General features: G+C 71.3%; 14 protein-coding genes. 7 read left to right on the top strand and 7 right to left on the bottom strand.

Annotation, left to right across the window (positions count from 1 at the left end; genetic code table 11):
* Positions 1-39: 39 nt before the first annotated feature.
* Complete coding sequence (locus Mam01_RS31310; protein WP_204288794.1) at positions 40-1638, top strand: lectin; 1599 nt, start codon at positions 40-42, stop codon at positions 1636-1638.
* A gap of 64 nt (positions 1639-1702) precedes the next feature.
* Positions 1703-2527, top strand: coding sequence for an SAM-dependent methyltransferase (locus tag Mam01_RS31315; RefSeq protein WP_204288795.1), 825 nt, complete (start codon positions 1703-1705; stop codon positions 2525-2527).
* A gap of 81 nt (positions 2528-2608) precedes the next feature.
* Here Mam01_RS31315 and Mam01_RS31320 read toward each other — a convergent pair whose 3' ends face one another.
* Entirely contained in the window at positions 2609-3388 is a 780-nt protein-coding gene (locus Mam01_RS31320) for a hypothetical protein (protein WP_204288796.1), read from the bottom strand.
* Between the two features lie 152 nt (positions 3389-3540).
* Positions 3541-4809: a chymotrypsin family serine protease gene (locus Mam01_RS31325; RefSeq protein ID WP_204288797.1), complete on the bottom strand. Its 1269-nt coding sequence runs from the start codon at positions 4807-4809 to the stop codon at positions 3541-3543.
* A gap of 350 nt (positions 4810-5159) precedes the next feature.
* On the opposite strand from Mam01_RS31325, the gene Mam01_RS31330 reads away from it, so the two are divergent.
* On the top strand, positions 5160-5555 hold the full coding sequence (locus Mam01_RS31330) for a hypothetical protein (RefSeq protein WP_204288798.1): 396 nt from the start codon (positions 5160-5162) through the stop codon (positions 5553-5555).
* Here Mam01_RS31330 and Mam01_RS31335 read toward each other — a convergent pair.
* Positions 5512-6852, bottom strand: a complete 1341-nt coding sequence (locus tag Mam01_RS31335) for a M1 family metallopeptidase (protein ID WP_204288799.1) — start codon at positions 6850-6852, stop codon at positions 5512-5514. The genes Mam01_RS31330 and Mam01_RS31335 overlap by 44 nt on opposite strands.
* 596 nt (positions 6853-7448) lie before the next feature.
* On the opposite strand from Mam01_RS31335, the gene Mam01_RS31340 reads away from it, so the two are divergent.
* Entirely contained in the window at positions 7449-9560 is a 2112-nt protein-coding gene (locus Mam01_RS31340) for a S8 family peptidase (RefSeq protein ID WP_204288800.1), read from the top strand.
* A 133-nt stretch (positions 9561-9693) separates the two neighbouring features.
* On the opposite strand, the gene Mam01_RS31345 is transcribed toward Mam01_RS31340, so the two are convergent.
* Complete coding sequence (locus Mam01_RS31345) at positions 9694-10488, bottom strand: SDR family oxidoreductase (protein ID WP_239101759.1); 795 nt, start codon at positions 10486-10488, stop codon at positions 9694-9696.
* A 99-nt stretch (positions 10489-10587) separates the two neighbouring features.
* Between Mam01_RS31345 and Mam01_RS31350 the strand changes: the two genes are divergently transcribed.
* A complete protein-coding gene (locus tag Mam01_RS31350) occupies positions 10588-11211 on the top strand; it encodes a TetR/AcrR family transcriptional regulator (RefSeq protein WP_204288801.1) in 624 nt (207 codons plus the stop codon).
* Positions 11212-11240: 29 nt separating this feature from the next.
* Here Mam01_RS31350 and Mam01_RS31355 read toward each other — a convergent pair whose 3' ends face one another.
* Positions 11241-11705 carry a cupin domain-containing protein gene (locus Mam01_RS31355; protein WP_204288802.1) on the bottom strand — a complete coding sequence of 155 codons (465 nt, stop codon included), beginning with the start codon at positions 11703-11705 and terminating at the stop codon, positions 11241-11243.
* Positions 11706-11810: 105 nt separating this feature from the next.
* Entirely contained in the window at positions 11811-13019 is a 1209-nt protein-coding gene (locus Mam01_RS31360; RefSeq protein ID WP_204288803.1) for a cytochrome P450, read from the bottom strand.
* Between the two features lie 185 nt (positions 13020-13204).
* Here Mam01_RS31360 and Mam01_RS37785 point away from each other — a divergent pair, with 185 nt between their 5' ends.
* Complete coding sequence (locus Mam01_RS37785; protein WP_373868734.1) at positions 13205-13879, top strand: helix-turn-helix domain-containing protein; 675 nt, start codon at positions 13205-13207, stop codon at positions 13877-13879.
* A gap of 95 nt (positions 13880-13974) precedes the next feature.
* Positions 13975-14829: a hypothetical protein gene (locus Mam01_RS31370; protein WP_204288804.1), complete on the top strand. Its 855-nt coding sequence runs from the start codon at positions 13975-13977 to the stop codon at positions 14827-14829.
* Positions 14830-14853: 24 nt separating this feature from the next.
* Here Mam01_RS31370 and Mam01_RS31375 read toward each other — a convergent pair whose 3' ends face one another.
* The gene (locus Mam01_RS31375; RefSeq protein ID WP_204288805.1) at positions 14854-15942 is read right to left on the bottom strand and encodes a 3-keto-disaccharide hydrolase; all 1089 of its coding nucleotides are present in this window, start codon (positions 15940-15942) and stop codon (positions 14854-14856) included.
* Positions 15943-16314 lie beyond the last annotated feature (372 nt).

Here is a 16314-nt window from a genome sequence, read left to right on the forward strand (position 1 = left end):
CACCACCCCCTGACGAACACGATGTCGAGGAGCAGTCAGATGGGCAGGATTCTCCGCTGGGCGACGGCGGCGGCGCTCGCCGCCGGGTCCCTGGTCGCGATCGGCAGTGCGACGACCCCGGCAGCGGCCCTGGACAACGGGCTCGCCCGTACGCCCCAGATGGGCTGGAACGACTGGAACAGCTTCGGCTGCAACGTCAGCGACAGCCTGATCCGGCAGACCGCGGACATCATGGTGTCGAGCGGCATGGCGGCGGCCGGCTACCAGTACGTGAACATCGACGACTGCTGGTCCACCAAGAGCCGCAACTCCAGCGGCGACCTGGTGCCGGACCCGCAGAAGTTCCCCAACGGCATCAAGGCGGTGGCCGACTACGTCCACTCCAAGGGCCTGAAGCTCGGCATCTACTCGTCGGCGGGTCTCACGACCTGTGCGGGCTACCCGGCGAGCCTCGGCAACGAGCGGCGTGACGCGGCCCTGTGGGCGTCCTGGGGCGTCGACTACCTCAAGTACGACAACTGCGGCGACCACCAGGGCAAGAACGGGCAGCAGCGGTACCAGGCGATGCGCGACGCGCTCGCCGCGACCGGGCGCCCGATCCTCTTCAGCCTGTGCAACTGGGGCCAGGAGAGCGTCTGGACCTGGGGCATGCAGACCGGCAACTCCTGGCGCAACACCGGCGACATCCAGGCGAACTGGAACTCGGTCATGGGCATCCTGGACCAGCAGGTCGGGCTCGAGGGCTACGCGGGGCCGGGCGGCTGGAACGACCCCGACATGCTGGAGGTCGGCAACGGCTCGATCACCGGCACCGAGGGCCGGGCGCACTTCAGCCTGTGGGCGCTGCTGAACGCGCCGCTCATCGCGGGCAACGACCTCCGCACGATGAGCGCCGACACCCGGACGATCCTCACCAACACCGAGGTCATCGCCGTGAACCAGGACTGGGGCGGCCGGCAGGGCAGCAAGATCAGCGACAACGGCAACCTCGAGGTCTGGCGCAAGCCGATGTCGAACGGATCCGTCGCGGTCGTGCTGCTCAACCGGGGCACCTCGACGGCGACGGTGTCCACCACCACCTCCGCCCTGGGTCTCGGCGCCGCGTCCTCCTACTCGGTCCGTGACCTGTGGGCGCACAGCACCGGCTCCTCGACGGGCACGATCAGCGCGTCCGTGCCCGCGCACGGGTCGGCCATGTACGTCGTGACCGGTGGGGGCCTCGTCACCCCCTCGGCCACGCCGACACCTCCTCCGGGCTCGGCCGGCGCGATCAAGGGGGTGGGGTCCGGCAGGTGCCTGGACGTCGCCTCCCAGACCAACGGCACGCAGGCGCAGATCTGGGACTGCAACGGTCAGACGAACCAGCAGTGGACCTCGACCAGCTCCGGCGAACTGCGCGTGTACGGCAACAAGTGCCTGGACGTGAACAACCGGGGCACGGCGGATGGCACTAATGTGATCATCTGGGATTGCAACGGCCAGAACAATCAGCAGTGGCGCTTCAACGCTGACGGCACCATCACCGCCGTCGGCGCGAACAAGTGCCTGGACGTGCCCAACAACGCCACCGCGAACGGCACCAAGCTGACAATCTGGTCCTGCAACGGCGGCGCGAACCAGCGATGGACCCGCGCCTGATTCCTACACGGTGACCTTTCTCGCCGGGGGACCAGCCCCCGGCGAGGGACGGCAAGGAGCACGCATGTCCCACTCGACGGCCCACGAGTCCGCTGCCTCGCGGATAAACACGAGCATCCCCCATCCGGCGCGGGTGTACGACTATCTGCTGGGCGGCAAGGACAACTTCGCGGCCGACCGTGAGGCCGCCGAGCAGCTCCTGAAGGCGTCCCCGGGCACGCGGGAGGGCGTCCAGGCCCATCGCGCCTTCCTGCGCCGGGCGGTCGGCTACCTCGCGGCGGAGGCGGGGATCACGCAGTTCCTCGACATCGGCACCGGCATCCCGACCCAGGGCAACACCCACGAGGTCGCGCAGGAGGCCAACCCGCGGGCCAGGGTGGCGTACGTCGACAACGATCCGATCGTCCTGGTCCACGGCCGCGCGTTGCTGCGGGGCAGCGTGGCCGGGGCGACGACGGTGATCGAGGCCGACCTGCGTGAGCCGGAGACGATCCTGTCCCACCCGGAGGTCCGGGAAGTGATCGACTTCACCCGCCCGGTGGGCGTCATCCTGGCCGGGGTCCTGCACTTCCTCCCCGACGACGAGGAGCCGCACGCGCTGGTCGAGCGGTTCAAGGAGGCGGTCCCCTCGGGCAGCCACCTGCTGCTGTCCCACATCACGCTCGACTTCGCCCCCAAGGTGAACCGGGAGGAGTTCACCAAGCCGTACGACAACAGCACCGCCCCCATGGTGCCCCGTACGCTCGCCGAGGTGCTGCCGTTCTTCGACGGCTGGCGGGTGATCGACCCGGGCCTGGTCGAAGTGGTGCGGTGGCGGCCGGACGACGGCTTCGAGTACATCCCGGGCGGGCACGCCTGGGCCTACGGCGGCGTCGCGATCAAGCCCTGACGCCGCCGTACCCGGCGGGTGTCCCCGCACCGGTGCGGCCGGCCGGCCCGTGCGGTGCCGTGAGGCGGGACCGCACGGGCCTCAGCGCGCCGGGACGAGCGTGGGCCCGGCCTCCACGACCGTGAGCGGCGCGGAGCCGTACCGCCGCCGCAGCGCGGCGGAGGCCCGGGCCACGCCGGTGACGCCCACCTCCACCGCGGTGCCGTCGGGACGGACGGCCACGGAGGTGACGGTCACGCCACGCCGGCGCCAATAGCCGATGTCGCGGCGCACCCGGGCGGCCAGCGCCTCCAGTTCGCGGGCCGCGTGCGGGGCGTCGCGGATCTGGACCGGCGCCCCCGGGAACCGCCTGCGCAGCGCGGCGTCCAGACGGGCCGACGGGCGCCGGTAGACGATCAGACGGCGCCCCGAGGGGGCCAGCACGATGCCCGCGTAGTGACGGGGGAAGTCGCGACGCAGGGCCGCGTCGATCCGGTCCGCCGTCCGGGCGAGCTTCACCTGATCGCCCGGTGCGCCGCTCCATGCGTTGCCCAGTGAGTCGGCCGGTGCGTCGGCCGGTGCGTTGGCCGGTGCGCCGGACAGCGAGTCGGCGGGTGCGCCGCCCGGCGAGTTGGCGGGTGCGCTGCGCGGTGTCGCGTCCGAGGCGCCGCTCGTCCCGCCCGGGGCCGTGGGGCCGCCGCCCTCGCCGGAGGCCGGCGAGGCGCAGGCCGCCGTGGTGAGCAGACATCCCGCGGTCAGCGCCCCGAGCAGCGCCGCTCCGATCCGGCCGGCGGTCGTCGCCCGGCGTCGCGGGGGCGGAGGCCCGCCCCGGCCCGCCACGGCCGCTCCGGCAGCCGGATCGTCCTGCTCGTGCCGGTTCATCGGCGGCCCTTCCTGTCGGTGGGAACCACCACGGCCCGCACCCTCGTCGGTGAGGGTACGGGCGGTGGCGATGGTGATGATCGTGACGGGGCGGGACCCGTCGTGCGCGCCGGGTCCCGCCCCGCCCGCCTAAAGCCGGGCCGGTGGCCGGCTCAGCCGAGCGTGATCGCGATGCCGGGGTACGCGGAGGTCGCGTTGCTCCACGGCGAGTAGTACATCCGCCAGGCGCAGGTCCGGCCGCTGGTCACGTAGCCGGTGCAGGTGACGGCGGTGCTGGTGTCGATGGCGGTGTTGACGCCCGCCGCGTACACCTGGTTGGTGTTGGCGGAGTTGACGACCTCCACCGAGCCGCCGCTGTCGCCCTGCCCGACGGCGTTGAGGTGGGCCGTCTGCTCGGCGCGGACGGTGCCCGTGATCAGGTAGCCGACGTTGATGGTCACGCCGGTCTGCTGGACCTGGATCGTGCAGTTGGTGCCGGAGTAGGCGCCCGAGGTGCACAGCCACATGCCGACGTAGCTGCTGGTGGTGCCGATGACCTGGTTGGTGAACTCGGTGGACACGTTGCCGACGGGGTTGTTGAAGACGCGGCCCGCGGCACTGGTGTTGATCAGCAGGACGTCCAGGCCGTTGTTGTCCTGGGTGACGCTGCCGATCACCTCACCGGTGGGGTCGGTGGCCGTGTTGCCCAGCGCGGCGCAGTGACCCGCCGACAGGATCTTGCTCGACCCGCCGTAGGTCACCGCGAAGCCGGTGCTGCAGCCTCCGCCGGGGGACTGCCACGCGCCGCCGCCGTACCAGGGCGGGGAGTCGTTCCAGCGGGTGGCCAGCTGCGGGCGGACGCCCGTCTCCACGCTGATCGGCACGGTCTCGCCCGACGCCGCCGAGCGGGCCCTGGAGGCGTCGAGGCCGGTGACGTCAAGGCCCGAGCCGTCCACGCGGGGCGCGATGGACGTGATCGCGCTGCCGGCCCTCTTGGCGATCCGGGCCATCGCGGCGGTGAGCTCCGCCGCCGAGTGCCGGGCGGGCAGCACGCTCACCGAGACGTCACCGCGCAGCTGGCCGACGAGCCCGTCGATCGCCTGGGAGGTGCGGCCCTTCCAGTACAGGCGCAGCTCGTGGTTCTCGGGGGCGACCACGATGCCGGCGTAGCCGCCGCCGTTCCGCTCCTGCGCGACGGCGGCGGTGATGCGGTCGGCGGCTCGGACGAGCCGCTCCTGGGTCGCGAGGAGGTCCTTCCAGGAGGCGAAGCCGCCGGGCACCGCCCCGGCGGGCTCGATGGCCTGGGTCGTGGTGTCCTTGCCCGGGTCCTGGGCGGCGGCCGGATGGGCGCCGGCGACGGCCACGAGGACGAGGCCGGCGCCGAGCGCCGTCGCGAGGCGGGCGAAGCGTCCCGTGGTCCTGGTGGTGGGGGAGAGGTTCACGAAGGATTTCCTCCTTGCCGGGTATCTATCGGGGCGAATCCGGTATTTCACGATTTCCAGGCTCGATCAATGGATTGACTAATGGGAGAACCGGCGGTATTGCCCGAAGTCAGACAGCCGTATAGGGGGATTGCGGTTGAGAACTATGCGAGGCCTGCCTGCGCTCTGGGCTGCGGCGATGGCTCTGCCTGCGAGGACTTCCGCTCGATCCGAATATCGCCGTATCGGAATGCGCTTGGGGGAGAAGAATTGGTGAGCCGAAAGCGGGGATGAGGGGAGCCCTCAACGACGATCCGGGCCGTCCGTACGGGAAAAAGGCGCACGGGGAAAACGGCGCACGAGAATACGCCGTGGACCGGACGAGGGCCGTCGCCGCGGCCCTGTCGCGCGAGCGGCGAAGACCGCCGTTCGCCTCGCCGGGCGACGAGTACGCCGCCCGTGAGTCGGGGCCGTGCCGCAGGGAAGAAGGCGGGCATGACGGAGGTACGGACATGGAGGGGCGGGACGAGCACGGCGGAGTGATGCGGCGGCGGATGCCGCTCGCGCACGAGCGCGGCCGGCAGGCCGGCGGCCGGGCCGTCGAGGCGGCCGAACGGGTCCGGCAGCTCGCGGCGCCCCGTCCCGGCGGCCCGGGGGACAGGGACGGCGCCGACCGGGCGCGACCGGCCGGGCGGCCCGGGCGGTCGCGATCCGTCTCGGCCGTCAGCCGTCGATGCGGTGCGTGGTCCAGAACGACGACAGGCTGACCGAGGTCGCGGCCTGGGCCGCGGCCTTGAAGTCCGCGGTCGTCGAGATCCCGTACCAGTGGGCGGCGGCGTAGTTCCTCAGGAGGTTTTCCATGGCCGTCGTGCCGATCGTGCGCCGCAGGTCGTGCAGCGCGCACTTGCCGTAGCCGTAGACGACCGTCGAATAGCGGCTCGGGTGGGCGTCCCAGTAGGCCATCGAGTTGGTGATCTTCTCGGCGGACGACTGCCAGGAGACGCTGTTCCAGCAGTTGGTGCCGGAGAGGCCGTTGTAGAGGTCGGTGGCGTAGTCGGCGAACGACTCGTCCAGCCACGGGCTGGTGTACTCGTCGTCGCCGACGATGCCGTACCACCACTGGTGGGCCAGTTCGTGGGCGAGCGCCGTGGAGCTGATCACGTCGAGCACGAAACCGGGATACTCCATGCCGCCGAACCAGAAGTTGTTGTCCAGCACCACGTCCACCTCGGCGTACGGGAAGGCGCCGAACCGCCCGGCATGGGCGACCAGGGCGTTCTTGGCGGTGGTCATCATCGAGCTCGCGCTGCTCGAACTGATCGAGCTCACCCGGTAGACGTTCACCGTGACGCCGGTGGTCGTGGTGCCCGTGGTCTTCGTGAACGGCCCGGCCCCCCACGCGAACTCGCGGACGTTCTTCGCGGTGGCCCTGGTGACCGTACGGCCGGAGGCGCCCGGCGTGTCGACGGACGTGCCGGTGGCGGGCACGAGCAGCGACGTCGGATGGTCGAGCGTGACGTCGAAGTCGCCGATGAGCGCGTAGAAGGACTCCCCGTTGTTCGTGTAGGGGTCGAGGTGCCATCCGCTCGCGTCGCGCACCGCCAGGACCGGCAGCGCGTTCCCGACGAAGTTGTACGACCCGTCGCGGCCGAACCGGTCGGCGCCGCTGGGCACCACGATGCTCAGGTCGAAGCCGACCGAGGCGCTCTGGTTCTGGGCGAGCGCGGCGGGGAGCGCGATCTTCATCGCGGTGCAGCCGACGGAGAGGGCGGACGCCGTGCCCCCGGTCACGTTGGTCACCGTGATCGGAGTGGACGGGCACGCGCCGTGGGCGTTGTCCCACAACCGGAGGTAGACCTCCGTCAGGGGGTCGGCGGACGCATTGGTGAAGGTGACGCTCTCGTGGCCCGTCCAGGTGGTGCCCGAGGCGTTGCTGCTCAGGGTGACGGTGTAGGAGGGTTTCGACGGAGTCCGGATGCCGTCCGCGGCGTGGGCCGCCGGCGGGACACCCAGGACGAGGAGCGACACCGCGGCCGCGGCGGAGATCAGGACTCGTCGCAGCATGAGGACGGTCTCCCTTCAGGTACCCGGCCCCCCGAATCTGCCGACGTAATCTAACTTTTTGTCAACAACCGGTCAATGGACCTCCGAGACGACCAGCCGATGCGCGGCGCCCGGAACTCGTTTACGGCCACCCTTTCCGCCTGTGCGAAACCGTGCGTTCTCCCGGATGTCATGCGGGGAAACCTCCGGCGCGCCCGCGGCTCCATACCATGTCCGCGACCCGGCCGCGAAGTGGGCAAAAATTCAACGAACGAAAACTCTGTTACGCCGCTTTCACGTGAAGTTCGGGCGGTCGAAATCTGAATGCGGCGCGCCGTCGGATAAGGGGCCCGGCGAGGCGGCGGCCCCTACACCAGGGGCGACAGGGAAAACAATGTCGGCGGGCGTGATCGAAGCCACAGGCGAGTGGCCCGCTGCCGATCTCGTCGCGCGGCCGGGTCCACTGCCACTGGAACCGCTTTCATCGACATGCGACACGCCGATTTTCTGATCATGGGATCGGCTCAAATACACGAATTCCGCACAATTCCCAATAAGCCCGGGGGAGCCTAGCCTGATGCCGCATTGATCAACTCGCAGCAACCGGGAGACAACCCTTGCGAAGTTCATCCGTGGCCGTCGCCCTCACGACGGCCGCCCTCCTCGGCCTGCCCGCCGTGTCCACCGCGGCACAGGCAGCCCTCCCTCCGGCCCTCTCCAGTGCGGTCCCCACCGGCTCCTCCGCGGCGACGGGAGCCGCCGCGGCACCCGAGGCAGGCGACCACACCGTCACCCTCGTCACCGGCGACGTCGTGCGGGCGCGAGTGGAAGGCCACGACCTGCGCGTCCTGTCGGCCGAGCCGGGAGACGGGCGTACCGGCATCACCTTCGACGTCACCGACCACGGCGACCAGGTGTCGGTGGTCCCGTCGGACGCGGCCGCCCTCATCAAGGCCGGCCGCCTCGACCCCGAACTCTTCGAGGTCGGCACCCTGATCGCGGACGGCTACGACGACGAGCGCAGCCCGTCCATCCCGGTCATGACCACCTACGGCAAGAGCACGACCACCGAGAACGCCGACCGGGCCCGTGCCGCGTTCGGCGGGGCGGCCAAGAGCCGGCGCGCCTTCCCCCGGCTGGGCATCAGCGCGCTCGCCATCGGGAAGAAGGACGCGCCCGGCGCCTGGCGCGGCCTCACCGGCGGCTCCGCCAAGCCCACCGGCCTGCAGGGCGGCGTCACCAAGCTGTGGCTGGACGGCAGGGTGACGGCCGGGCTCGACCAGAGCGTCCCGCACATCGGCGCGCCGACCGCGTGGGCGAGCGGGTACGACGGCACCGGCGTCAAGGTCGCGGTGCTGGACAGCGGCTACGACACCGACCACCCCGACCTCGTCAGCAAGGTCGTCGCCTCCGCGGACTTCACCGGCAACGCCAACGGCGTCGAGGACGGCAACTCGCACGGCACGCACACCGCCTCGACCGTCGCCGGGACCGGCGCCGCCTCCGGGGGCCAGTACAAGGGGGTCGCCCCCGGTGCGAGCCTGGTCGTCGGCAAGGTTCTCAGCGACGAGAACTGGGGCTACGACTCCTGGATCATCGACGGGATGAACTGGGCGGTCGGCCAGCAGGGCGCCAAGATCGTCAGCATGAGCATCCAGAGCGGCCCGGGCTACGCCGACCACCCGATCGCGACGGCGATCAACAGCCTGACCTCGGAGTACAACGCGCTGTTCGTCGTCTGCTCGGGCAACTACGGCCCCGGCACGTCCACCATCAGCTCCATCGGCGTCGCCGACAAGGCGCTGACCGTGGGGGCGGTCGACCTGACCGACACCGTGGCGAGCTTCTCCAGCCGCGGTCCGGTGGGCGACCAGGGCCTGAAGCCCGACATGACCGGCCCCGGCGTGGACATCACCGCGGCCGTGCCCGGCGGCGGCTACGGCACGATGAGCGGGTGCTCGATGGCGACGCCGCACGTCGCCGGGACGGCCGCGCTCGTGAAGCAGCGTCACCCCGCCTGGGGCGCGCAGCGGCTGAAGGACGCCCTGATGGGCACCGCCGCGGCGGCCGCGGGCTCCACCCCCTACACGTACGGCACCGGCCGGGTCGACGCGGCCCGGGCGGTCAGCCAGTCGCTCACCGCCAACCCGCCGAGCGCCGCGCTGTCGGTCACCTCCGCCCAGCCCACCGCCACGCAGACCGTGACCTACGCCAACGACACGGCCTCCGCGGTGTCGCTGAACCTGGCCGTGTCCGCGACCGACGCGGCCGGGACGACGGCCGCCCCGGCGGGCCTGTTCACCCTGAGCGCGAGCACCGTGACGGTGCCCGCGAACGGCACCGCGCAGGTCACCGTCACCCTGCACCAGGTGAGCTCGGCGATCAGCCTCTTCGGGGGCGTCCTGACCGCCACGTCCTCCGGCGGAGCGTCGGTGCGCACCTCGCTCGGCGGCCGGATCCAGGCGACCTCCACCTACAACACCACGATCCGCGTCCACTACAACCCCGGCGCGGGCAACACCATCACCCTCCGCGGCGACTCGCCGCTGAGCTGGACCAGCGGGCAGAACTGCGTCAACACCGCGGCCGGGCTGTGGGAGTGCGGGTTCAACCTCTCCACCGGACAGGCGTTCCTGTACAAGCCGCTGATCAACGACACCATTTGGGCCACCGGCTCCAACTACTACGGCGTCGGCGGCGGGACCTACGACATCTACCCCACCTTCTGACGCCTCGCTGAGGAGAGACCCCCGGCCGGACGCCTTCCGGCCGGGGGTCTTCCACGTCCGACGGGGTCCGCGAGGAGGCCGTCGTGCGCGAGGACGCGGTCGTACGCGCGGGCCGGTCCCGGCGTGGTGCCGGTCAGGTGAGGGACTCGCCGCCGTCGACGGTGAGGACCTGGCCGGTGACGTAGTTGTTGGCCATGAGGAAGAGGGCCGCGGCGGCGGCCTCCTCGGCCGTGCCGATGCGGCCCAGGGGAGCGGTGGACCCCGCGGCGGCGACGGCGGCATCGGAGTCCAGTCCGGGCAGCGAGCGGATGAGCGGAGTGTCGATCCGGCCGAAGCGGACGGTGTTCACGCGCAGCCGTGCGGGGGCGAGCTCCACGGCGAGGGCCTTGGTGAGGGTCTCCACGGCGCCGGCGACCGACAGCGGGGCGCTCAGCCCGGGGGCGGGGCGGAGCACGAGGATCCCGGAGCTGAACGTGAGCGAGCCGCCCGCCGGAAGCCGCTCCGCCGCCGCACGGGCGACGGCGAAGGCCGGCCAGAGGCGGGCGCCGAGGGTCGTACGGATGTCGTCGGCCGACAGGCCGGTCAGGGGGCCGGCGCCGCTGAGACCACCCGCGGTGACGAGCGCGTGGTCGGCGTGGCCCGCCCTGTCGAAGGCCTCGGCGAGGGTCCGCTCGTCTCCCGCGTCGCCCGCGACGGCCAGTACGGCGTCGCCGGGATCCTCGGCCGGGCCCGCGCTCCGCACCCGGGCGACGGCGGCCTTCAGCCGGTCGGGGTCGCGGCCGACCAGCACGACGCGGGCGCCGACCGAACGCAGCAGGACGCCCGCCGCCAGTCCGATGCCCGAGCTGCCGCCGATGAGGACGGCGGTCTTGCCGGAAAGGGCGCTCGGCAACGGCGGGCGAACGGGGATGGGAGTCGCGGTGGTCACGGGGAGCCTCCGATGAAATAAACCATCTGGTTGTTTTACTTCCGGGCTCGATCCTGCCGTCTGTGGGGAGAGGAGTCAACCGGATGGTTTAATCCGTCCATGGCCTACGACGCGGAGCACACCAGACGACGGATCTTCGACGCCGCCGCCGCCGAGTTCGCCGAGCACGGTCTGGCGGGGGCCAGGGTCGACCGGATCGCGACGGCCGCCAAGGCCAACAAGCAGGCCATCTACCTGTACTACGGCGGCAAGGAGAAGCTGTTCGCGGCCGTCCTGCGGGCGAAGCTGGAGGAGGTCCGCGTCTCCGTCTCCATAGATCCCGACGCGGTGGCCGAGTCGGTGGGGCAGATCTTCGACTGGTACCGCGAGCACCCGGAGCTGATCAGGCTGCTGCTCTGGGAGGCGCTGGAGATGTGCGACGGACCCGCCGAGAGCGAGCGGGAACGCCGTGACGGCTTCCGAGAGAAGGTGCGCCATCTCACGGGCGAGGGCGTCGCCCCCCACCTTCCCGAGCGTGCGCGGGTCCGCGCCGCCCAGGACCTGCTGTTCACCCTCATGGGGCTGATCGCGTGGAACTTCGCGGTGCCCCGGATGTGCCGCCTCGTCCTGGACGAGGAGACCGACCAGGCCGCCCTCGCCCGGCGCCGTGAGACCGTGATCGAAGTCGCTCGCGCGCTCGCCGCCGCCCCGGAGGTCTTCGGAGCGGCGAGCGGAGCGACCTGACGCGGCCTGCGGTGCGCCGGCGGCGCCGGTCAGGCCGTCGTCCGGACCGGGCCGGTCCATTTCAGCTCGGGCAGGTTGACCACGATGGCCTCCTGGGTGCTCCGGGCGATGACGACGACGGCCTCCAGGCCGGGGTCCGGGTTCTCCTCCCGGTGGGGCACGAACGGAGGCACGAAGATGTAGTCTCCCGGCTTCGTGTCGATCCGCACCTCCCGCGGCTCCTCGGCGTCGACGTCGAGGAACACGAACGACGGGGTGCCGCTGACCACGTAGATGGCGGTCTCGGAGTCGCCGTGGTGGTGGTTCGCCGAGACGGTTCCCGGGGCTACGTGCGTCTGGCCCATCCACAGGCGGCTCGAACCGACGGTGGCGCCGCTGACGGCGGCGCGCCGGGTCATGCCGCCCGTCTGTGCGGTCTCGGTCGTGAGACCGGCCGGCGCCACGTGATGCAGCCTGCGGTGGAACGGGTCCTCGGGAAGGATGATGCTGCTCACCTGGCGCTCCTCCGGTGCGAAGGGTTCACCCCAGTCAATCAGTAGGGTGTGACGGAATATTCCGGCTGAGCGGCGGACGGCGCGGCGGCGAAGGACTCGCCCGGATCACGCGTCCCAGGTGACGGGCAGGTTCTTGGCCCCGAAGATGTCGGCGGTCTCGGGGCGCAGGCCGACCTCCCCGGCCGGTACGGCGAGGCGCAGCGTGGGGAATCGATCGATCAGCGCGGGCAGCGCGACCCGCATCTCGACGCGGGCGAGCTGCTGCCCCAGGCACTGGTGGATGCCGTGGCCGAAGGCCAGGTGCCCTCCGTTCTCCCGGCCGAGGTCGAGCACGTGGGGGTCGGCGAAGCGCTCGGGGTCGCGGTTGGCGGTGTGGTACGACAGGATGACGGTCGTACCGGCCTCGACGGTCTGGCCGCCCAGCTCCACATCCTCCAGCGCCGTGCGCATGAACGTCTTGGCGACGGTGAGATACCGCAGCAGCTCCTCCACGGCCCGGTCGGTGAGCGCGGGATCGGCCCGCCACGCGGCCAGCTGCGCCGGGTGGCTCAGCAGTGCGAAGGTGCCCAGCGCCAGCATGTTCGCGGTGGTGTCGAATCCCGCCGCCAGCAGGATCAGGGCCATCCCCCGCAGCTCCTCGTCGGTCAGGTCGCTGTCGGTGAGGTCGCTGAGCACGTCGTCGGTGGGGTTCGCGCGCTTGGCCGTCACCAGTTCCGCGAGATACCCCTGGGTCGCGGTGTAGGCCGTCAGCACTTCCTCGTCGCCGGCCTCTCCGCCGAGGAACTTGTCGATGTGCTCCTGGAAGGAGCCCCGGTCCTCGTACGGCACCCCCAGCAGTTCACAGATGACGACGGAGGGGATGGGCCTGGCGAACGCGGTCACCAGGTCGGCCGGCGGCCCGGCCTTCTCCATGGCGTCCAGGTGGTCGGCGGTGATCCGCTCGACGCGCTCGGTGAGCTGCCGCATCCGCCGTACGGTGAACTTGCCCACCAGCGGCTTGCGGTAGCGGCCGTGCCGCGGATCGTCCATGAGGAGGAACTCGCCGGGCGGCGCCGGCGGCACCTCGACGTCCCCGTAGTCGACCAGCGGGTGGTGGCGCATGAGCTCCCTGCGCGAGCTGAACCGCGAGTCGGCCAGGACCGATCGGACCAGGTCGTATCCGGTGACCAGCCAGCCCTGGTGCCCGTCGGGGAAGGGGAACCGGCTGATCGGGCCGTGCTCGCGGGCCTGGATCAGCTCCTCGGGCGGGTCGAAGGGGCAGCCGGACCGACGGGCCGTCGGCAGCGTCGTGACGGTGTGGAGGGAGTCACCCATCGCCGTTCCTCATTTCGCGATAGTACGTGTTTCGGTGTATGTCGAAAGCTACGTTGCGTTCATGCAAAACGTCAATGGGCGAAAGTGTATTTGCCCAGCTGAATAGCCCTAATTTGATGCAATGGCGCTGACCGCGAACGCAATGAGGCGTTGCAATGAATGAAGGCGAAGGCAATACTGGCGGCATGCCAGGAGGACGACTGACCCAGCAGGACCGCCAGCGCATCGCGACCGGGCTCGCCGACGGGCTCTCCTACGCCGAGATCGCCCGGCGGCTCGGCCGGCCGACCTCGACGATCAGCCGGGAGATCGGGCGCAACGGCGGACCCGGCGGCTACCGGCCCCAGCAGGCGCACCAGGCGACGGTCCGGCGGGCACGGCGTGACGCGCCGGCTCCCTCTGCCGTGGCCGGGCCGCCGCCTGGTTCGATGGAAGAGGAGATCATCGAGATGGCGGTCAGGACGGGCCTCCCGAGGATGATCGCGCGCGTGCACCTCGACCTGCTGCTGTCCGAGGACGGCAGGCGCACCGCGGCCGAGCTGACCCGCAGGCTGAAGGTCAGCCCGGCCTCCGTCTCCATGTCCGTGAACTACCTGGTCCAGCACGGGTTCGTCCGGCGTGAGCGCGATCCGCGGCGGCGTCGCGACGTCTACGTGGTCGACAACGAGGCGTGGTACCACTCGATCGTGACCAGCACGCGGCAGACGCTGGAGGCGGCCCGGGTCTCGATGGCGGCGGCGGAGACGGTCGGGCTCGACGGTCCCGTGGGACAGCGGCTGGCCAGGGGAGGGGCGTTCCTGGAGCGGGTCAGCCTGGACATGATGGAGTCGGCCGACCGCTGGCGCGCCCTCCTGGCCTGACGGGCGTCATCTCCCGGGGCGGCCCCGTGCACTGATCGTTCTTCCTGGCTGTCATCATGTTCCGGCACAACGATCACTAGCGGAACGAAACAGATATGACCATCCCCCAGCCGGAGGAGAAGGCCGGCGTCGTCGACCTCCTGGAGCGCAGCGGCTCCGTCGTGGTTCCCGTCGCCATCGCCCTTTACGCGCTGCTGTACCTCGGCATCCAGCAGGTGTACGGCGTCTTCAACATCAACCCGGAGCAGGCGGGCATCGACCAGGCGACCATGTTCGGCCGCCTGGTGGGAACGCTGGTCCTGCTGATCATCGTGGGCGCGCTGCTCGCCGGCATCGCCGTGGCGGTCCTCTGGCTGCTCGACAAGGCGACCCGCGGCAGCCTCCTCCGCCTGGCCCGGGCCGTACGGGAGCGCCCCTGGGCCGCCGCGAGCGCGGGGGCGCTGTGGTGCGGGGCGAGTTACTGGGGTTTCCTCGGTTACCTGGGCCTCGGCGACGGCGCGTCCCTCGTGGCCGTCGTGATCACGGCGGTGGTCATCGGCGTGCTGGCCTTCCTCGTGCCGTTCCGGTTGCTCAGGCCGCGCCCGGCGGGCCGGGCGGGCATGAAGATCGTGGTCGCCGCCTTCACCGGCATCGGGCTGGGCTTCGCGCTCATGGGCCGGATGGAGGGCGACGCACACGAAGTGGCGGAGAAGGGACGTCCCGCCAGCGTGCTCCTCGCCATGGCCGGCTTCCAGGACCAGTGGGTGGTCCTCACCGACCGCGACAGCGGCAAGGCGCTGCGCGGCGGCGCGGAACTGCTGCTGCTCGGCGAGCGCGAGGGCGCCTACGCGTTGTACGACTGCGCAAGCCAGGAGACCTTCCGGATCTCCATCGACTCGACCGTGCTGCGGCAGGTGACCCTGGAGCCGGACCGCCCGTCCGGATACACCTGCGCGAAGCCGAAGAGCTGACCCTGGCCCGCCGCCCTGCTCCGCCTACCGGCCCAGGTCGCGTACGCGGATGTCGCGGAACGCGATGACCGACCCGCCGTCGTGGTTCTGCAGCCCGATGTGGCCCCGCGCGAACTGGCGGCCGCTCGTCCCGGGGTCCGCCGGGCGCCCGGGGAACGGGAGGCCGGGGACGTTGTCGAACTCGTTGACGACCTCGCCGTCGCGGATCACCGTGTAGTGCTGCCGGACCACGCGGATCTCCAGGTCGTTCCAGACACCCTTGGCGGTCGGCCGGGCCCGGGCGAGGCCGAGGTCGGCGAACCCGTAGACGGACCCGGTCTTGCTGGGGTCGCCGGCGCCGCCCTCGGGGGTGTCGTTGATCTGGATCTCGTGGCCGCAGTTGACCGCGACCCAGGCGGGGTCGCCGGTGCCGCACTCCGGGTGGGCGGCGGGGTCCACCCCGGGGAACCGTACGAACACACCGCCGTTCGACCGCGCGTCGGCGCCCCCGGCCCGCTCGTCCCGGAACCGGAGGCGCAGCGAGAAGTCGCCGAACCGCTCCGGCCGGTACCAGAGCAGGCCGAGCCCGCCGCCCGCGGGCGTGGCCAGGGTCACCACGGTCCCGTCGTCGCGCAGCGCGAAGCCCCGGTCGCCGACGTAACCCCAGTCGCCGAACGACGCCCGCGTGCCGTCGAAGATCCACCGGTACGGTTTGGGTCCGTCCGGCCGCCCGATGCCGGACCGGTCCGCGGTGCGTGTGAGCGCCGCGCGCTCCGGTTCGCTGATCACCCCCGAGCGGCTGAGCCGCCGGGCGACCTCGTCCACATGCGCGGTGAACGCGCCGTGGTCCGGCCACGCGCGCTCGTCGTCGACGAGGTCGTTGACGGTGCAGCCACCCCCGGCGGCCCGGTTCGCCACGCCGGTGTCGGCGTCCAGGAACCTGACCGTGGGCCGGGTGTCGGGCACGGCGCACGACACCGCCCCGGCGGCGGTCGCCGGAGACGCGCTCCCGCGCGACGGGGGCGCGCTCCCACCGCACGCGACGGCCGCGACGGCGAGCAGGGCTCCCGCGAGTGCCCGCCTTCTCCTCGCGGCCCTCGATGAGGCGGGCAGGGTGCGCCGGGGCAGCCGCACGCGCGTGGTCCCTTTCCCAAGGACGCGGCGCCGATCGCGTCATGGCCGAACACCGTCCCGGCCCTGTCGGCGTGCCAGCACCCAGCGGGCCCGGGACGCACACATTGTCACGGGCCCGCGACAGCGTGGTCAACAACCTGGTCCGGGCGCTCCTCCCGCAGGTGGTGTCGAAAAGCCGAACGCGCTCGGAATCTTTCGACGCTTGCCTGAAAGTTTCCGAGATCCGCATCCTCCTGGAAGGCATGGTCGTCTCGTGAGCTTTGGCTCTTTCGGTTGGCTTCCACATGAACCAGCCGTCGGTTGTGACGTCGGAAAGTTTTAGGCAGTCTTCTGAAACATTAAATGGCGCAGGATCCGGTGGAGGCGTGGCCC

It is taken from the genome of Microbispora amethystogenes, assembly GCF_016863015.1.
Taxonomy (GTDB): domain Bacteria; phylum Actinomycetota; class Actinomycetes; order Streptosporangiales; family Streptosporangiaceae; genus Microbispora; species Microbispora amethystogenes.

What these genes read in the sequence shown, in the direction of transcription:
- Mam01_RS31335 (WP_204288799.1), bottom strand. Translation starts at nt 6,852, where the DNA reads ATGCTGCGACGAGTCCTGATCTCCGCCGCGGCCGCGGTGTCGCTCCTC.
- Mam01_RS31310 (WP_204288794.1), top strand. Translation starts at nt 40, where the DNA reads ATGGGCAGGATTCTCCGCTGGGCGACGGCGGCGGCGCTCGCCGCCGGG.
- Mam01_RS31370 (WP_204288804.1), top strand. Translation starts at nt 13,975, where the DNA reads ATGACCATCCCCCAGCCGGAGGAGAAGGCCGGCGTCGTCGACCTCCTG.
- Mam01_RS37785 (WP_373868734.1), top strand. Translation starts at nt 13,205, where the DNA reads ATGCCAGGAGGACGACTGACCCAGCAGGACCGCCAGCGCATCGCGACC.
- Mam01_RS31360 (WP_204288803.1), bottom strand. Translation starts at nt 13,019, where the DNA reads ATGGGTGACTCCCTCCACACCGTCACGACGCTGCCGACGGCCCGTCGG.
- Mam01_RS31350 (WP_204288801.1), top strand. Translation starts at nt 10,588, where the DNA reads ATGGCCTACGACGCGGAGCACACCAGACGACGGATCTTCGACGCCGCC.
- Mam01_RS31320 (WP_204288796.1), bottom strand. Translation starts at nt 3,388, where the DNA reads ATGAACCGGCACGAGCAGGACGATCCGGCTGCCGGAGCGGCCGTGGCG.
- Mam01_RS31315 (WP_204288795.1), top strand. Translation starts at nt 1,703, where the DNA reads ATGTCCCACTCGACGGCCCACGAGTCCGCTGCCTCGCGGATAAACACG.